Raw genomic sequence first — 16,891 nt, 5'->3', positions numbered from 1 at the left:
TATCGAGCGTGTTGTCAAGTGGTTGGTTTTCCCAGCACAACGCTCGTGCCCCCCTACTGCAATCTCTCATACGGGAAGGCGGCGGCGAAGGGCTCATAGAGCAGCAGCACCTGCTCGATGGGCAGCACGTCCCGCATGAAAATCCCGCCCGCCGCCACGCCGGCAAAGCCGACGATCCCCAACCCGTCATGTGGAGCGGCCTGCTCGGCGCCGTCCTGCATGGCCCGGAACGATTGCGTACGCCCGGACTGGTTGGCGCTCGCGATCGCCGCCTTCCACGCCACGGCATAATTCGCGGCCGGGTCGAGGCCCGCCGGCGGGATGAGGGCAAGGTTGCCGGCGGGCGGCGCAGGCTTCGCCCGCTCGCTGAGCGCTTTGGCGACCGCGGCCACCTCCGCCTCGGGTGCGCCGGACAGCGTGGGCAGGGCGCGCAGGAAGGCCGCGATCTGGCGGTCCACCGGGGCCGGCGGCTGGTAGCCAGGCCCGGGCAGGATGGTGGCGAAAGGCCGGTACACGGCGTCGAAGCGGACCGGCTCCAGCTGCTCGCGGACCAGGATGGCCAGGGCTACGATCTGCGCCGACTCGAGCGCCGCCGCCGCCGCCGTCGGGTCGGGCAGCGCCTTGCCGATCGCCAGCCGGGTCTGAGCGACCCTGAACCCACCGGTGAACGCGTTGACCATCGCCTGGTCGGCGCCGGACAGCAACCGGTCCAGGACCTGCTCGATCTCAGCCGCCGACTGCCGCTGGCGCGAGAGCATGCGCGCCGCGGCGATCCACTCCCACTGCGGCGTGCCCAGCAACTTGCTGGCTGCGACGAGGAACTGCCCCGCCTCCGAGGCGCTCAGCGGACCGCGACCTGCTCGGGCAGCAGGCCCTTGGCCCGCAACTTGTCGATCGGGTGGTAGGCGTCGACAATGCGCATCGTGCCGGACGCCGAACGAAAAACCATGGACTGCGTGTAGGCGTACACGTCTTCGTAGCGCACGCCCTTCAACAGCTCGCCCGATGTGATCCCGGTGGCGGCGAAGAAGATGTCGCTGCCGGAGCAGAGGTCGTCCAGGGACAGCACCTGGTTGGGCTTGTGCCCTTCTTCGACGGCCATCGCCTGTTCTGTGTCATTGCGGAAATAAAGCTTGGCCTGCATGTCGCCGCCGATGGTCTTGATCGCGCACGCCGCCAGCACGCCTTCAGTCGCACCGCCGGATCCCATCATGCAGTGGATGCCGAACCTGGTCTCCAGGGCGGCCTCCAGCGCTCCGGCCACATCGCCGGCGGTGATGAGCTTGATTCGCGCCCCGACGTCGCGAATCTGCGCGACGATCTCCTTGTTGCGGTCGCGGTCGAGCACGACCACGCTCAGCTCCTGCACTGGCAGGCCCTCCGCCTTGGCGATGCGCCGGAGATTCCACTCGACCGGCATCTCGAGGTCGATGACGCCGCGCGCGCGCCGGCCCACCACCAGCTTCTGCATGTAGTGGACGTGGGTCGTGAACATCGACCCGCGTTCGGCCAGCGCGACCACGGATATGGCTCCCGGCAGGCCGGACGCGGTGAGGCTGGTGCCCTCGATGGGGTCGACCGCCACGTCGACCTCGGGCTCGAGGCCGTTGCCGATCTGCTCGCCGAAGTAGAGCATCGGCGCTTTGTCCTTCTCGCCTTCGCCGATGACGACGGTACCCCTCATGTCCACCGCCGCCAGCGCGCTCCTCATCGCCTCGACCGCACGGCCGTCGGCCGCGATCCCGTCGCCTCTGCCCTGGAGGGGGGCCGCCGCGAGCGCTCCCGCCTCGGTCACCCGCAACAGCTCCAGGGCCAGGTTGCGGTTGATCTTGGGTTCGATCAACTTGCCGACACCATCGCGGCCGGTAGCGTAGCCGAATCCCTACCCAATGCCCCGCCGGCGGATCGGCAGCTTGTCCGCCTCGACCCAGAGGTCCTGCTTGCGGGCCAGCCTCCGATCGCCGTTCCGATCGACGTACACGCAGGTGCGCTCGAGCACGGCGGTGATCCGCACCTTGGCGCCCTCCAGCACCGCGTCGAAGGCGTCGATGAGCACCTCGTCCTCGTCGAGCTCGACGTCGCTCAGGGGACGGGTGCCGCTCGGCCGGGCCCTGGTCGACAGCTCGAGCCGCGGCCTGGTGCCCTGTGGCCGGCCCGGTTTGATCGTGAGCCGGGACGAAGCCGAGCCCGGCAGGCGCAGCGCCGGCCTGGGCGGTGCAGACGGCCGGCCGGCGTCGGCCTCGCGGGTGGAGCCGCGCGGCGCCCGGCTTTGACGCCGGGACGGCTTCCCCGACGGCCGGCTAGAAGAACTCACCCCAGAATTTCCTGACCCGGCCCACCGAGTTGGGCAAGCCCTTCAAGGCGGCGACCCCCGGCCGCGCCGGAGCGTCGGGGACGGGGTGTTGCTCCGATTCCGGCACGCCTTCGGGATGGACGCGGATCACGCCATGGTGCACGCCGCCTTCCTGCACGACCAGGGCACCCACCGTCGCATCCCCCTCGAGACGCCCTGTGCTCATGATCTTCAGCCGGCTGACCGCGATCACGTTGCCGCGGACGAACCCCGCGATCGTGACCTTCGCGCTGCGGATGTCGGCCTCGACATGCGCCTCCGAGCCGATCAGCAGGTCGCCGTCGCATTCGATCTGGCCGCTGAAATTGCCCAGGACCTGGCCGCCGCCCTTGAGCTGCAGCTTGCCGGCGAGCACGTCGTCCCGCGCCAGGACAGTCGCTTTCGGCTCCAGGCCATGAGGCTCCGGGCCGCCATTCCTCGTCGGTGCTTCGACCTTCTCGACGCCCATCTCCGCCAATGTCGCCCCTCCCTTTCTGCCAGCTTCGCGCTGGGTACCCCACCTATCGGCAGCATAGCGGCTGCAGACGGTCCGAGGGCGCCGCGTTCGCCCCCCGTCAGAGGTCGGGATGCGATTCGAGGTAGGCGAGGGCCGCCTCCCGTGTGGGAGCGATCTCGCCATCGATCACGAGCTCCTCCAGCCTCCGCTTGATGCGGCCGACCTCCGGGCCGGGACCGATGCCGCGAGATCGCATGATGTCCTCGCCTGGGATCTGCGTCATCAAGCGCGAGGGTTGCTCGGCGATCACGGCCTCGATGCGTGCCTCCAGCTCGGCGAGCTTTTCAGGCTCGGGATAGGCGGAGGCGGCGACATCCGCGCGGGCCAGCGCCAGCAGCCGGTCGAGCTCCGAGCCGGCGTCGCGCGCCAGGCGGCGGACGGCGCCGTCCGACCACTCGGACCGGTAGTACACCGGACGCAGATGCAAGCGCACGAGAACCACGACCGCATCGATGTCCTTCTGCGAGAAGCGAAGCCGCTCGAGGGCGGCTCTCGCGAGGCCGGCGCCCACCTCCTCATGGCCGGTGAAGGCGCCGTCCGGGGTGGCCGTGGACGGTTTGCCGACGTCGTGGAAGAGCGCCGCCAGGCGCAGCGGGAGGTCCGCTCGTGTCTTCGCGACGGTGAGCAGGGTGTGTCCGTAGACGTCGTGGGTGTGATAGCCGCCCTGCTGGACGCCCTTGCAGGCCGCCAGCTCCGGCAGGACGACCTCCAGGAGTCCGCCGGCATCGAGCAGCTCGAGCGCCAGCCGCGGCCGCTCGGAGAGCAGCATGCGGCGCAGCTCCTCCGCCGTGCGCTCGACCGAGAGGACGGGTGGCGCGAGCCTTCCTCGCATCCGCCGCATGGCGGGGACGAGGTCCGGCGCGAACTCGAAGCCGAGCTCGGCGGCGAAGCGGATCGCCCGCAGCATTCGCAGGGGATCGTCGGCAAAGGTGCGCAGCGGATCGGCGGGCGTCCGCAGGATGCCGGCCGCGAGGTCGGCCCGCCCACCCAATGGATCGTGGATCTCCCCGTCGAGGTCCATCAACAGCGTGTTGACCGTGAAGTCCCGCCGGCGCAGGTCTTCCTCCAGCGTGGCCGGCCGCACCTCCGGCTTACGCGAATCGGGAGGGTACGACTCGGCGCGCGCCGACACGAACTCCACGAGGTGTCCCGGCAGAGTGACCTGGGCGGTGCCGTAGCGTTCGAAGGTGACCGGCGGCGCCGCGCCCGCCAGCTCGGCAAAGCGCGACGCCAGCGTGAGGGCCGCCCCCTCTTCCACGACCACGTCCGGATTCGGATGGGGACGGTCCAGGAGGAGATCGCGGACGTAACCCCCAACCACCCAGGCGCGCGACCCCAGCTCGGTGGCGGCCCGCCTGAGGAGCCGGAGAAGCTCCGCGTCGTCCAGGACCCGCGCCCCGGTCGCGCCCGGCCCTACTGGTTGATACGCGCCCATTCCACGGCTCCAACCTGGCCGGCGCGGTCGCCCAGTCGGGCGCGGCGCAGGCGGGGCCGGCGGGCGGGCTTGATGAAAGGCGAAGAGCGGAGCGTCGCCATCATCGTCGGCTCGACGAGCGCCCACGAGCGCGTCACGCCCCCGCCCATCACGAACATCTCCGGATCGATCGCGTTCGTGAGGCTGATCAGGGCCATCCCCATGTAGCGCGCGGAACGCTCGACCACCATCCGGGCCGACTCGTCGCCGCGTGCCGCCTCGGCGAAGAGCTCGGCCGCCGGATGGCCCGTCTCGCGCGCCAGGTTGGCGCCGCCGCAGAACACCTCGAGGCACCCGCGCTGGCCGCATTGGTCGAGCGGGCCGTTGGGGTCGATGATCATGTGCCCGACCTCTCCGGCGGTGCCGTGCGCCCCGCGGTGCAGCCTCCCGTCGATGATCAGCCCTCCGCCCACCCCGGTCGACCAGGTGATGTACACCATGTTGCGAGTGCCGCGGCCGGCCCCGCGATGGAACTCGCCGAGGCCGGCCATGTCGGCGTCGTTGGCGACGTGGACCTTGGCGCCGGTCGCGCGCCCGAGCATCGCGGCGAGCGGGACGTTGCGCCAGCCGGGCAGGTTGGGCGGGTTGACGAGCACGCCGCGCTTGATATCGATCGGACCGGGTGCGCCGATGGCGATGCTGCGCACCTTCTGGTGGCCCCGATGCCGGTCGATCTCCGCGGCCGCCCAATCGACCATCGCCTGCGGCGTCCCCAGCAGCGGAGTCTTGGTCTTGACGCTGGCGACGAGGTTGCCATCGGAGCGGGCGAGCGCGACGCGCACCTGGGTCCCGCCGAGGTCGATACCGGCCAGCATGACGGGGTTAGGTTAGCGGTCGGGCGAATTCACGAGGCGAGCAGCTGCTGGCCTCGGAGCGCGGCCAGGATCGCCATCGGCCCGCGGGCGCGGTTGAAGGTGTAGAAGTGCAGGCCGGGGACGCCCGCCTCGAGCAGTTCCACGCACTGGGCGATGCAGTGGCGCACTCCGACCAGGCGGATCGCGTCGTCATCGGGCTGCGCATCGATCTCAGCCTGGAGCGCTGGCGGCACCGTGGCGCCGGACATGGCGGTCATGAACGCCAGCGAACGGCGGCTGGGAACGGGCATGAGGCCCGGGACGATCGGCACCGTGATGCCGGCGGCGCGGGCCCGCGCCACCAGGTCGAAGTAGAAACGGTTGTCGAAGAAGAGCTGAGTGATCAGAAAGTCCGCCCCGGACTCCACTTTGAGCTTGAGATAGCGAAACTCGTGCTCGAGATCCGGGCTCTCGGGATGCTTCTCCGCGCTGCAGGCGGCGCCGATGCCGAACCGATAGCCGTTGCCGCGCACGAACGCCACCAGGTCGCTGCCGTGAGTCAGCTGCGGGTCTGCCGCCTTGAACGGCTGATCAGGGCTCTGCGCATCTCCGCGCAGGGCCAGCACGTTGGCGACCCCCTCCTTCTCCATCCAGTTGAGGACCCGGCGCGTCCGGTCCACGGAGTTGGCGCACGTCAGGTGCGCCATGGCCTCGATGTGGTACTGCCGCTTGATCCGCGTCACCAGCTCGAGCGTCTTCTCGCCCGTGCGGAGCCGGTAGGTGACGGACACCCAGTCGGGCGCATGGCCTGCCAGCGCGGCGATCGTCCGCTCCAGGATGTCGACCTCGGTCTCGTCGCGCGGGGCCATGAATTCAAACGAGATGCTGGGGCGGCTGCGGGCGAGCATCTCCGCAATGCGCATGGCCGGAAGATTACCAATCGCGGCCGGGTTCACATCTTCAGCGCAGGACGCGGGCGTCGCCGACGCGGCGTGTCAGTCGCTGCGCATCGAGGTGCTCGAGCAGGGCGAGCACCGGCCGGCGGCTCGCGCCCAAGCGATCGCGGAGCTGCGCCACGGTCACCGACCCGCTGATCGCGATCAGCTCCTTCACCATGGCGACGGCCTGGTCGTACGCGTCTTTGGTGAAAGCCACTTCGTCGCTCACCCGCACGACGCTGCCCCTCTGGGTGAGGGCACGCACCATCTCGACGCTGGCGCCCGTCTCCTGCATCGCCTCGGTCAAGGACGGCGGAGCGAATGGCTGGCGGCCCAGCACCTTCAGCAGATCGGAGGCCGGACCGACCTCAGCCTCGAGCACGACGCGATGGCTCGGAGCCGCGATCGATCCATCCCTCTCCTCGATGCGGCCGTCCTCGAGCAGGCCCTTGAGGACGGCCGGGAACGACGCGGGGGGCACCCCCAGGCGGCTGCGCAGCTCTTCGCGCGGGATGCCGGGCCGGAGCGGGTGAGCCTGGTGGTACGCCTCGAGCTCGCGAGCGGCGCGGTCGGCGATCGCACGCCATGCGTCGTCGCCGTAAAGCCAGTCGCCAAGCCGCCTGGCCCGGAGCCCATCGACGTCCGCTTCGGCCGCCATCGTCGCCCTGAGCAGCGCGGCCGCGGTGACGCCTCGCGGGTACTTGCGCAGCTCTTCCTGCAGGACGTTGCCGGCGGCGCGACGGTCCAGTGACTCGCGCACCGCGCTGTCGTGGCGTGCGTGCTTACGCGGCGCGACGTCGACGAACCGGCCGCCCGCCAGCGTCAACGGCGGGCTGGGGATGCGCAGGATGAAACGATCCTGCGCCGCGGCGGCGATGGCGCGGTCGAAGTAGAGCTGCACCCACCCCTGACCACCGGCGGCGATCGCGTCGCCCTCGAGCATGATGACCCTGCACCCGACTTCGCTCGTGCCCGTGTGCAGGAGCAGCTCCACCCCGTGGCGCAGAGGTTGGGGAGCCGAGGCGAGCACGCGCACCGTCGCATCCACACGGCGCGTCGCTCGAAGGGTGCCCGGCCGGGCCAGGACGTCGCCCCTTGTCAGCTCGCTCTTCTCGACCCCGGTCAGGTTCGCCGCGACCCGGTTGCCCGGCGTGACGGTTTCGACCTTGCGGTTATGCCTCTGCAGCCCGCGCACCCGCACCCTTCGGCCGCTGGGCACCACCTCGATCTCGTCGCCAACCCGCAGCGGGCCGTCGACGAGCGTGCCGGTGACGACCGTGCCGAAGCCGCTCATCGTGAAGACGCGGTCGATCGGAAGCCGCGGCCGGCCGATGTCCGTCCTCGGCTCGGCGGCGTCGAGCAGCGCGTCCAGGGCGGCGGCGAGCTCGCTGAGTCCATGGCCGCTGACCGCCGAGACCGGGAGCACGGGCGCTCCAGCCAGCGACGTCTCCTTCAGCGCCTCCACCACGTCGCTCGTGACGAGATCGAGCCAGGCGCTGTCCACCAGGTCGACCTTGGACAGCACGACCAGGCCGCGCCGCACCTCGAGCAGATCGACGATCTCGACGTGCTCGCGCGTCTGCGGCATGACGCCCTCGTCGGCCGCGACGACCAGCAGCACGGCGTCCAGGCCGTGTGTCCCCGCGAGCATGTTGTGGATGAAGCGCGCGTGGCCCGGCACGTCAACGATCCCCACCTCGCGGCCGCTCGGCAGCCTCATGTGGGCGAAGCCGAGGTCGATCGTCATCCCGCGCCGCTTCTCCTCGGCGAGCCGGTCGGGGTCGATCCCGGTCAGGGCTGTGATCAACGTCGACTTGCCGTGGTCGATGTGCCCAGCCGTGCCGACGACATAACCTCCCTCCCGCTGGAAGGGGGAGGGCTCGGGTGAGGGGACCCAACCGGCGGTCACCGGCCCAGGCTCCCGACCGCCGCCTCCACGGCATCGATCAAGGCCTCGTCCTCGCCCCTCAACACCGTGCGCGGGTCGATGCAACAAGCGTCCTTTTCAATGCGTGCGATTACCGGCGGTTCACCGCGCCGCAGGGCGGCCGACAGGCGTGAGGCCGGGCCGTCGAGCGCGACCAGCACCGTCGGCAGCCCGTGTCCGGGCAGCGAGCCGCCGCCGACCGCGGACTCGGCTTCAACCAGCGTCGTGCGGACCCCCCGCTCGATGAGCTTGACGGACCACAGGGCCGCTCGGCGGCGCACCTCCTGGACCGCGACGCCAAGCATCCTTTCGACCGGGATCTCGTCCAGGTGCCCGGTCCGCCTCTGCCTGAGGGTGGCCTCCAGCGCGGCGAGCGTCAGCTTGTCGATGCGCACGGCGCGGGCGAGCGGATGCTTCGACATCCTGCGGACGGCTGCCACCCCGGCATCGCCGCGACCCAGCACGACACCGGCCTGCGGCCCACCGAGCAGCTTGTCGCCCGAGAAGGTGACCACATCGCAATACCTCAGGGATTCAAAGACGGTGGGCTCATCCCCGATCGCCTCAGACGCTCCGCTGCCCAGGTCGTCGATGAGCACGAGGTCGTGAGCGTGGGCGACTTTCGCCAGCTCCGCGAGCGACGCGGACTCGGTGAATCCGGTGACTCGGAAATTGGACGTGTGCACCCGCAGGAGCGCCGCGGTCCGCGGACCGATGGCGGCCTCGTAGTCGGCAGACCGCGTGCGATTGGTGGTCCCCACCTCGACCATCCGTGCACCCGACAGCCGCATCACGTCCGGCATGCGGAACGAACCGCCGATCTCCACGAGCTGGCCGCGGGAGACGATCACCTCCTTGCCCTTGCAGAGCGCGGTCAGCGCGAGCAGGATGGCGGCGGCGTTGTTGTTGACGACCAGCGCCGCCTCGCAGCCGAACAGCGCCGTGAGCACCCCGGACAGCAGCGCGGCGCGCTCGCCGCGACGACCGGTGTCGATGTCCAGCTCGAGATTGGTGTAGCCGGCCGCCAGGGTCAGGGCTGCAACCGCGGCGGGTGAGAGCGGCGCTCGCCCGAGGTTGGTGTGCAGGATCACGCCGCTGGCGTTGATCACGTGCCGCAGCCTGGGCGCGATGTCGGAGCGCAGCCGCTCGACCACCCGCAGCAGGCGCTCGCCGGCGTCCGCCGCGCCGCCTTCACGCTCGGCGGCGATCTGCTCTCGGATCGCATCGACGACGCGCGCCCGGCCGAACTCGGTGACCAGCCCGGCGTAGGCCGGCTCGTTGACCAGCGTCCCTACAGCAGGCAGGGAAACAGTCCGATGAACCCGGGTATGGCGTAGCCGCTGCATCCGCCCAATGAGATTAGGCTCGCCGGCGTGTAGAAGGGCGACATCACGAGGGCCAGCAGGTTGGCGCCCTGGAACATCTGGAACAGCAAGAGCACCACCACGAGCCCGATCCAGACCTCCCGCCTCCGCGTCGAAACCTGGAAGAAGAAGCGCGGGTTACGGTTGCGAAACAGGCTTTCGACAACGTTCCAACCGTCCAGTCCGGGGATGGGCAGGAGCTGGAAGGCGAAGATCGAAAGGTTCAGGAAGACGATCACGTAGAGCGCGGCGCCGATGATTCCGGGCGATAGGTCGTACGACGACTCCATGCCCATTCGGCTGAGCGCTCGCCAAGCAAAGCCGAGGACGACGGCGACGAGCAGGTTGGCCGCCGGGCCGCCCAGCTCGTGGATCACGTGCTGGCCGGGGGTGCGGATCCGGTTGGGCTGCACGGGGACGCGCCGGCCCCAACCGACCAGCGCGAGGAACACCGCGATCACGCCCAGCGGGTCGAGAAACCGGCGCGGGCTCAATGAGAAGTAGCCGAAGTAGCGCACCGACCGGTCGCCCAGGAGGTACGCCGCCGCGGCATGTCCCATCTCGTGCACCGGGATGGCGACCAGGAGCGCGGGTACCAGGAGCAGGGCCCCCAGGACGAACGCGACGAATTGGCTCACTCGATGGGGATCTTGCCGACCCGCCTCGGCGAGCTGCGAGCCCGCCGCGTGGAGGCAGCCGCTCGCGACCGCTGGCCCGGCGGTGCGGTGACCCGGTGCTCGTACATGAGCACCAGCGCCGTGATCAGCTCGCGCTGGGCGTTCAGCAGGTGCACCTGCGCCGATGGCGGGACCATGTCCGAGAGCAGATGGCTGATTCGCGAGCCCAGCTCGTTGGCCAGTTCGATCACTCGCTCGCCGTCCCGGCTCATCGCTTGCCCCTGGGAGCGAGGTCCGGTGATGGGGCCGAGCCGCCGGCGCCGGCTCGCGCCTCTTTCCGCGTGAATCTGACGCGGAGCTCGCCGTCATGGATGGTGGCGCCCGACGTGTCACGCTGCGCCAGAACTCGCGGCAGTGCGATCTCGCGGCGGTAATTGCCGACCGTGACGAACAGCTCACCGTTGTGCCGGCTGAGGTCCACCGACGATCGGTCCGCGAACGGCACCTTCAAGGCCAGGACGTAGTCTGCACCCTCCTTGTCGATCCGCTGCGGGCTGGCGGTCGCGAAATGCTGGGCAGGATCGCGATCGCCGTAGGTCTCCTCGGCCATCCGCGAGAGCATGCTCTCGCCCACCACTTCGCGGTCGAACAGCGGCACGTTGAAGATCGGGATGCCCGCAAACGACTGCTCGACCTCGACCTGGTAGCGCTTGTGGATGCGCTGCCACCTCTGGAACAGCTCATCGTGCAGCTCACTCGGAAGCAGGCGGTTCACGACGACCGCGTCGGTGAGGTAGCCGAAAAGGCTGAGGTAGGTATACGCGCGCTTGGCTTCCTTGACGACCATCTTCTCGAGGTTGAGCACGATTCGAACCGTGGTCGTGGCCGGGTCGGTGAGCACCTTCCTCATGCCGCCCAGGTCCAGGAGCAGGTCCTTGAGCGAGGCGTAGACCTCGTCCGATGGCAGCGGTATGCCCATCATCGGCTGCAGCACCGGTCGCGCCACCTTCATGGCGCGACGCTCCCAGGGATAGATCTTGTCCAGCCACCACTTGGCGGCGTCGGGGAACGTCAGGAGCTGCAGCGTTTCGCCGGTGGGCGCGCAATCGACGATCAGCACGTCATGCTCCGCGCGCTGGGCGTAGTGCTTGATCCACATCAACGAGGCGATCTCGTCCATGCCTGGCGGGTTCGCCACTTCGTCGGCCACGACCTCGTCCAGCCCCTGCGTGGCGAAGACCTCGACCGCGTACTCGTGCAGCTTGACCCAGTGGCGCTGCATCTCGTGCAGAGACGACACCTCGTGCGCCCACAGGTTGTCCGAGATCGGCGTCAGGTCGGAGCCGAGCTCGACGTCAAACGAGTCGCCGAGCGAGTGGGCCGGGTCGGTGCTCATGATGACCGTGCGGTACCCCGCCCGCGCGCACCGGACGGCGGTGGCCGCGGCGACCGAGGTCTTGCCGACGCCGCCTTTACCCGTGAAGAGGATGACCCGCACGCGCTGAGTGTATCCGCGAGGCGGAGCCCCGACGGTCAGCCTTTGGGCTGGGCCAGGCTGTCTGTGACCAGCGCCTCGACGTGGCGAAGGATCGTGAGCGTCAACTCGGTGTTCTTCTCGATGGCCTTGAGAATCTCGACGTTCTGGACGTCGGCCTTCTCCGCCTCCTCGGCGGCATGCTCGAGCGTCAACCTGTCCTTCTGCGACTGGCGGTTGCCGGCCAGCAGGAGAACCGGTCCGGTGTAAGCCGCCTGCACGCTGAAGAGCAGGTTGAGGAGGATGAACGGAAATGCATCCCAGTGGCTGACGAACCCGACGACGTTGAGGCTGACCCAGCAGGCGACTGCTACCGTCTGGATGATCAGGAACGTCCAGGACCCGATGCCCGCCGCGGCCTTGTCCGCGACCCGCTCACCGAGGGTGGCCTCGTCGTGGTGGACCTGGTTGACGGGATGCCGGTGGTCCACCGCTTTCAGCTTGCGCGTGCGAAGAATGTGTTTGAGCGCCTTGTTGCCGGAGTCGCTGGTCCGCACGGACATGCCGCCACGAACTCTAATGTCTGGGCCGGACCCTGTCCATTTCTGGGGCCCGGATCCGGCGAGGGCCTACCTGACGAGGGCAGGCACCGCGATCGACCCGAGCCCCAGCAGGACCAACATGGCCACGCCGACCACCGCCAGTCTCACCAGGTCCCTGGTGAAGTAAGGCACGCGGTCGAGCGGGATCGCGGGGTCGGCCGACTCGACGATGAACCTGCCGCCACGGCGCTTGACCGCTTGGTTGCGAGCGCCCAGCGACATCTCGACCGCGCGCACCAGGGACTGGTCGCCTCCGATTCGGGCCTGCGACACGCCGCGCTGGGCGGCGGCCGGGGCTCCCGCGCCCGCACCCGGCGTCAGCGGTCCGGCGGGCCGGACCGGCGGCTTGAGTTTGCCTCGACCCTTCTTCTTGCCCTTTCGGCTCATAAGCTTGGAAGTCTAGGAGAGACAGCGCGACGCGTGTCTGGTCCAACACCCCACGGAGCGGGCTGCACGTGGCAGGATCATGCCGTGCCGGCCACGGAACAGGCAGGCGGTGGGGGAAGCCTGTTCGGGGTCGTGGGGTGCGACTTTGGGGGGTTGTCCGCCTGCCTGTCGTTGGGCGTGGGGACTCAACGGGGTAAAACGTTGGCTACGATATGTTGTGTCCCACGCCTAGTTATAGCCCTGAATGTAGTTGGTGTCAAGGGCCATTAACATCATGGCGACATGAGCCGTCCCCCCATGCCCGTGAGCCACTGCATCAACTGCGGTGCGGAGCTCGCCGCCGAACACCGCCACTGCCCGGGCTGTGGCACGGAGCGATGGACGCCGCCGCAAGAGAACTCGTCTTCGCGCCCTCCGCCCGGAGCCGGCAGCCAGCCGTTCGGCCCGGCGCCGCCGCGACCGGCGGCTCCCCCCCGCCTGCGCTGGCTGCCGTTGCTTTTCGCCGCCGGCGCGGTCTTCTGGTTGATCCAGCTCGTGCAGTTCGCCGCCATCGTCGCCGCCCCCACCGGCCGGGACGAGCTGCGCCAGGCGCTGACCAATGCGGGGATCACGAAGGACGTCTCCACCGTCCTCGCCGTCGAATCGGTGCTGGTCTTTTTGCTTGAAGGCACGGCGGCGGCGCTGCACGCGGCCGCCTACTACGGCTTGAGAAAGTTCCGGGCCTGGGGTTGGATCGCCGCCGTCATCGTCGCCGCGGCATGGTCGCTGGTCCTGGTCGGGGTTCCGATGTTGATCCTGCTGTTGAGGCGCACGACGCGCCAGGCGTACGGAGTCTCCTGAGGGGCGCTCAGACCTCGGTCGTCAGCTCCGCGTACTCCTCTTCGCTGATCAGGTCTTCGAGCTCGCCTGGGTCTTCGATGCGAACCCGCAGCAGCCAGCCGCTGCCATACGGGTCGCTGTTGACGATGTCGGGGTTTTCCAACACCTCGCCGTTGACCTCGACGACCTCGCCGCTGATCGGCGCCTCGATGGGCGAAGACGCCTCGTCGGACTCGACATGGCCCATGCGACGGGCGGCGCGGAGGATGTCGCCGAGATCCGGCAGGTCGAGCGCGGTGATCTCGCCCATCTGGTCCTGAAGGTAGTCGCTGAGGCCCAGCACCGCCTCCGGCCCATCCACCCTCACCCACACGTGAGCCCCGCTGAAACGAAGCTGGGCCATGCGTGAATTGTGAGGCAGCAGGAGGCACGCAGGGCCCTCAAGGATCGCAAGTCACCACGGGTCGCCGGCGTTAGACAGGGCATGCGGTATCTGCTCCTGATCGCGGTAGCGGCGGTACTTGTCTGGCTGGCGAGCCTGCTTTGGCAGATGATCGGGGGAACGACTCTTTTGTGAGCTCGACCTATCGCCCGATCCTGAAGAAGACCACGTCGCCGTCCTTGACCCTGTAGTCGCGCCCCTCCACCCGCAGCTTCCCCGCCGCGCGCAGCGCGTCCATCGAACCCGCCGCCACGAGCTCATCCACCGAGGTCACCTCGGCGCGGATGAAGTGCTTTTCGAAGTCGGTGTGAATCTTGCTGGCGGCGATCGGCGCCGGCGCGTCTTGCTCGCACGGCCACGCTCGCACCTCGGGCTCGCCGGCGGTGAAATAGGTGATGAGTCCACCCGCCTCCCACACCGCTCGCGCGATGCGGCCCAAGCCGGACTCATCGATGCCATAGCCGGCCCGCATCTCGGCCTGTTCGGCGGGATCGAGCTCGCCGAGCTCCGCCTCGAGCCGTGCCGACAGGGTGATCGCCGGCGCGCCCTCCGCCGCCGCCAGCCTGGCCACCTTGGCCGCGGCCTCGCCGCCTCCGGGCAGCAGCTCGTCCGCGGCGTTGGCCACATACACCGAGGGCTTGAGGGTCACCGGAAAGATCCCCAGGAGCAGCGCGCGCTGCTCGGGGTCCACCGGCATCGTCCGCAGCTGCCGGCCGGCGTCCAGGTGCGCCTTGGCGGCGGTGAGGACGTCGTGCTCGCTCTGGGCGTCCTTCTTGCCCACGCGCGCCTCCTTGGCCACGACGTCCAGCCTCTTCTCGACCGAGGCGAGGTCCGCCAGCACCAGGTCGAGCGCCAGCTCCTCCAGCTCGACCGCGGGGTCAGGGTTGGGGCCGAAGCAGCGGGCGACCTTGACCAGCACGTCGGCCTGGCGCGCGAAAGCGACGCGCTGGGCGCGGCTGCCGGGAGGAGTGTCCTCGACCCGCACCTGCGCCGCGGTCGTCTTGGCCGGGCTGACCGCGGCCGTGAGCCGCGCCAGGCGCTCGTCCGGGACATCGACCATGCCCACCCCGTCGGCGCCGCGCCCCGCCGTGAGCGCACCGAAAAGCGTGGTCTTGCCCGCCCCCGCCGGGCCGACGACGGCGACACTGACGGGCAACTATTCGACGTCCAGTTCGAACGTCTTGTGCAGGATGCGGACGCCCTTGTCCACCTGGTCGCGCGCGACCATGCACGTGATGCGGATCTCCGACGTGCTGATCATCTCGATGTTGATGCCCGCGTCGGCGAGCGCCCGGAACATGCGGCCCGCGATCCCCGGCGTGCCGAGCATGCCGGTCCCGACGATGGACAGCTTGGCGATCCCCGCCGCGGATGAGACCTTGGTCGCCCCCACCTTGCCGGCCGCCGCCCTCACCAGTTTCTCGGCGGCCTTCAAATCGGATTCGGCGACCGAGAAGGTGAGGTCGGTGTGCCCGGAGCGGCCGATGTTCTGGACGATGACGTCGACCGAGATTCCGGCCGCGCCTAAAGGCTCGAAGATCGCGGCCGCCACGCCGGGGCGGTCGGCCACACCGATGACAGTGATCTTGGCGACGTTGGTTTCCTGCGCGATGCCGCGCACTCGCTGTCTTTCTTCCATGGGGACGTGGTCGACGATCATGGTACCGACGCCGGCGCGAAAGCTGGATCGGACGTGGATCGGCACGCCGTAAAGCGCACCGATCTCGACGGCGCGCGGGTGCATGACGCGCGCCCCGACCGCCGCCAGCTCAAGCATCTCGTCGTACTGGATGTGGCTGAGCTTGCGCGCTGAGCGAACCACTCGCGGATCCGCCGTGAAGATCCCATCAACATCGGTGTAGATCTCGCAGGTCTCAGCCTTGAGCGCCGCCGCGAGCGCGACCGCGGTGGTGTCGGATCCGCCACGCCCCAGAGTCGTCACCTCCAGGTCCTCAGTGGCCCCCTGGAAGCCGGCCACGACCGCCACCTTGCCCTCACGAAGCGTCTTGAGGATGCGGTCCGGCTTGATGTCGCGGATGCGGGCTCTCGAGTGATGCGCGCTCGTGCGGACCCCCGCCTGCATCCCTGAGAGCGAGACCGCGGGCACACCCATGCCCTGCAGGCACATCGCGACCAGCGGAGCGGTGATCGTCTCGCCGTTGGCGACGAGCATGTCGAGCTCGCGTGCCGGCGGCTCGGGGTTGACGCTCTGGGCGAGCGCGATGAGCCGGTCGGTGGTGTGGCCCATGGCGGAGACCACGACAACGACCTTGTGTCCTGCCTTCACGCTGGCCGCGATGCGGCGGCTGACCCGCCGGATGCGAGCCGCCGTGCCGACCGAGGTCCCGCCGTATTTCTGGACGATCACAGGGTTCTGAACATGCCCCTGTCGGTGATGCGGGTGACCATCGAACGTCCATGCTGCGGATGCGAGGCCGCCATCGCCACGGCGATGCGCGACGCTTGCGAAGGGGCACAGAAGGCGAACACGCTGGGGCCCGCTCCGCAGATCGCGGCGCCGTAGGCGCCCGCCGCTTCCGCGACCCGGATCACCTCCTCGGTCCATGGATAGAGGTGCAGTCGGTGGGGCTGATGCAGGCGGTCGCGCATCGCCTCGCCCAGCAGCGAGGGCCGCTTGGACATGATCGCGCGGACCAAAAGAGCGGTGCGCGCGGCGTTGAAGGAAGCCGTGCCCATCGACACCGAGTCCGGCAGCACCGAGCGAGCCTTCTCCGTCGGCAATGGGGCATGGGCGACGAACAGCGCCAGGCCCCAGCCCGGGTTGGGCAGCTTCTCATCGACGTGATCGGAGACGATTCGGATGCCGCCGGCGGCGGCCGCGGCCACGTTGTCCAGGTGACCCTCGTCGGCGCCCGCGTCGATGACGTGGCTCTTCACGTCCCATGGGCTGCTGAGCGCCGACGCCGCCAGCCTTGCGGCGGCGCTGCTGCCGAGGCCCACACCCAATGGGATCTCGCTGCGCACCCGTCCGCGCATCGGCAGCCGGGTGAAGGGGTTTTCGTGAGCGGCGAGGTATTCCTCGCCCTCGCCCTCGAAGTCCCATGAAGGTTTTTCGGCCGCCTCGGCTTCGACCTCGAGCCAGAGGTCGACGGCCATCGCCATGCAATCAAAGCCGGGGCCGATGTTCGCGATGGACGCCGGGACGCGAACGCGCATCTAGTGCGCCACTCCAGGTCGGACCGT

General features: G+C 69.4%; 19 protein-coding genes. 1 reads left to right on the top strand and 18 read right to left on the bottom strand.

All coding sequences use genetic code 11. The features are described from left to right. Nucleotides 1-53: 53 nt before the first annotated feature. The 14 genes from EPN29_00475 to EPN29_00410 all read right to left on the bottom strand — a co-directional run bounded on the left by EPN29_00475 (nucleotide 54) and on the right by EPN29_00410 (nucleotide 12,426). The gene (locus EPN29_00475) at nucleotides 54-800 is read right to left on the bottom strand and encodes a hypothetical protein (protein ID TAN35132.1); all 747 of its coding nucleotides are present in this window, start codon (nucleotides 798-800) and stop codon (nucleotides 54-56) included. A gap of 41 nt (nucleotides 801-841) precedes the next feature. Next, nucleotides 842-1,843, bottom strand: a complete 1,002-nt coding sequence (glpX, locus tag EPN29_00470; protein TAN35131.1) for a class II fructose-bisphosphatase — start codon at nucleotides 1,841-1,843, stop codon at nucleotides 842-844. Between the two features lie 39 nt (nucleotides 1,844-1,882). Continuing rightward, complete coding sequence (locus EPN29_00465) at nucleotides 1,883-2,314, bottom strand: hypothetical protein (protein ID TAN35130.1); 432 nt, start codon at nucleotides 2,312-2,314, stop codon at nucleotides 1,883-1,885. Next, nucleotides 2,301-2,972, bottom strand: coding sequence for a polymer-forming cytoskeletal protein (locus EPN29_00460; protein TAN35129.1), 672 nt, complete (start codon nucleotides 2,970-2,972; stop codon nucleotides 2,301-2,303). The genes EPN29_00465 and EPN29_00460 overlap by 14 nt, the downstream gene beginning before the upstream one ends. After that, complete coding sequence (locus EPN29_00455) at nucleotides 2,908-4,284, bottom strand: HD domain-containing protein (GenBank protein TAN35128.1); 1,377 nt, start codon at nucleotides 4,282-4,284, stop codon at nucleotides 2,908-2,910. The genes EPN29_00460 and EPN29_00455 overlap by 65 nt, the downstream gene beginning before the upstream one ends. Next, nucleotides 4,263-5,138 (bottom strand): ROK family protein, encoded by an 876-nt coding sequence (locus tag EPN29_00450; GenBank protein ID TAN35127.1) that lies wholly within the window; start codon nucleotides 5,136-5,138, stop codon nucleotides 4,263-4,265. Before EPN29_00450 ends, EPN29_00455 begins: the two co-directional genes overlap by 22 nt. A 29-nt stretch (nucleotides 5,139-5,167) precedes the next feature. Further along, nucleotides 5,168-6,040, bottom strand: coding sequence for a methylenetetrahydrofolate reductase [NAD(P)H] (locus EPN29_00445; GenBank protein ID TAN35126.1), 873 nt, complete (start codon nucleotides 6,038-6,040; stop codon nucleotides 5,168-5,170). A gap of 37 nt (nucleotides 6,041-6,077) precedes the next feature. Next, on the bottom strand, nucleotides 6,078-7,964 hold the full coding sequence (gene selB, locus EPN29_00440) for a selenocysteine-specific translation elongation factor (GenBank protein TAN35125.1): 1,887 nt from the start codon (nucleotides 7,962-7,964) through the stop codon (nucleotides 6,078-6,080). Further along, complete coding sequence (locus EPN29_00435) at nucleotides 7,961-9,328, bottom strand: L-seryl-tRNA(Sec) selenium transferase (protein ID TAN35124.1); 1,368 nt, start codon at nucleotides 9,326-9,328, stop codon at nucleotides 7,961-7,963. Before EPN29_00435 ends, selB begins: the two co-directional genes overlap by 4 nt. Further along, complete coding sequence (locus tag EPN29_00430) at nucleotides 9,274-9,984, bottom strand: site-2 protease family protein (GenBank protein ID TAN35123.1); 711 nt, start codon at nucleotides 9,982-9,984, stop codon at nucleotides 9,274-9,276. Before EPN29_00430 ends, EPN29_00435 begins: the two co-directional genes overlap by 55 nt. Further along, nucleotides 9,981-10,235, bottom strand: coding sequence for a hypothetical protein (locus EPN29_00425; protein ID TAN35122.1), 255 nt, complete (start codon nucleotides 10,233-10,235; stop codon nucleotides 9,981-9,983). Before EPN29_00425 ends, EPN29_00430 begins: the two co-directional genes overlap by 4 nt. Beyond that, nucleotides 10,232-11,500: an ArsA family ATPase gene (locus EPN29_00420; protein ID TAN35121.1), complete on the bottom strand. Its 1,269-nt coding sequence runs from the start codon at nucleotides 11,498-11,500 to the stop codon at nucleotides 10,232-10,234. Before EPN29_00420 ends, EPN29_00425 begins: the two co-directional genes overlap by 4 nt. Beyond that, the gene (locus EPN29_00415; protein ID TAN35120.1) at nucleotides 11,497-12,000 is read right to left on the bottom strand and encodes a DUF1003 domain-containing protein; all 504 of its coding nucleotides are present in this window, start codon (nucleotides 11,998-12,000) and stop codon (nucleotides 11,497-11,499) included. Before EPN29_00415 ends, EPN29_00420 begins: the two co-directional genes overlap by 4 nt. Before the next feature lie 66 nt (nucleotides 12,001-12,066). Beyond that, a complete protein-coding gene (locus EPN29_00410) occupies nucleotides 12,067-12,426 on the bottom strand; it encodes a hypothetical protein (GenBank protein TAN35119.1) in 360 nt (119 codons plus the stop codon). A 282-nt stretch (nucleotides 12,427-12,708) separates the two neighbouring features. On the opposite strand from EPN29_00410, the gene EPN29_00405 reads away from it, so the two are divergent. Continuing rightward, entirely contained in the window at nucleotides 12,709-13,266 is a 558-nt protein-coding gene (locus EPN29_00405) for a zinc ribbon domain-containing protein (GenBank protein TAN35118.1), read from the top strand. 7 nt (nucleotides 13,267-13,273) lie between these two features. On the opposite strand, the gene gcvH is transcribed toward EPN29_00405, so the two are convergent. The 4 genes from gcvH to EPN29_00385 form a co-directional block, all read right to left on the bottom strand. Next, a complete protein-coding gene (gene gcvH / locus EPN29_00400; protein ID TAN35117.1) occupies nucleotides 13,274-13,648 on the bottom strand; it encodes a glycine cleavage system protein GcvH in 375 nt (124 codons plus the stop codon). A 181-nt stretch (nucleotides 13,649-13,829) separates the two neighbouring features. Beyond that, on the bottom strand, nucleotides 13,830-14,843 hold the full coding sequence (ychF, locus tag EPN29_00395) for a redox-regulated ATPase YchF (GenBank protein TAN35116.1): 1,014 nt from the start codon (nucleotides 14,841-14,843) through the stop codon (nucleotides 13,830-13,832). Beyond that, on the bottom strand, nucleotides 14,844-16,055 hold the full coding sequence (locus EPN29_00390) for an aspartate kinase (GenBank protein TAN35115.1): 1,212 nt from the start codon (nucleotides 16,053-16,055) through the stop codon (nucleotides 14,844-14,846). It lies immediately after the preceding gene. After that, entirely contained in the window at nucleotides 16,052-16,864 is an 813-nt protein-coding gene (locus EPN29_00385) for a homoserine kinase (protein TAN35114.1), read from the bottom strand. Before EPN29_00385 ends, EPN29_00390 begins: the two co-directional genes overlap by 4 nt. Nucleotides 16,865-16,891: the final 27 nt, after the last annotated feature.

Source organism: bacterium (assembly GCA_004299235.1).
Lineage (GTDB): Bacteria > Chloroflexota > Dormibacteria > Dormibacterales > Dormibacteraceae > SCQL01.
Note: the sequence above shows the minus strand (reverse complement) of the source record. Positions and strands in the feature narration are given on the sequence as shown.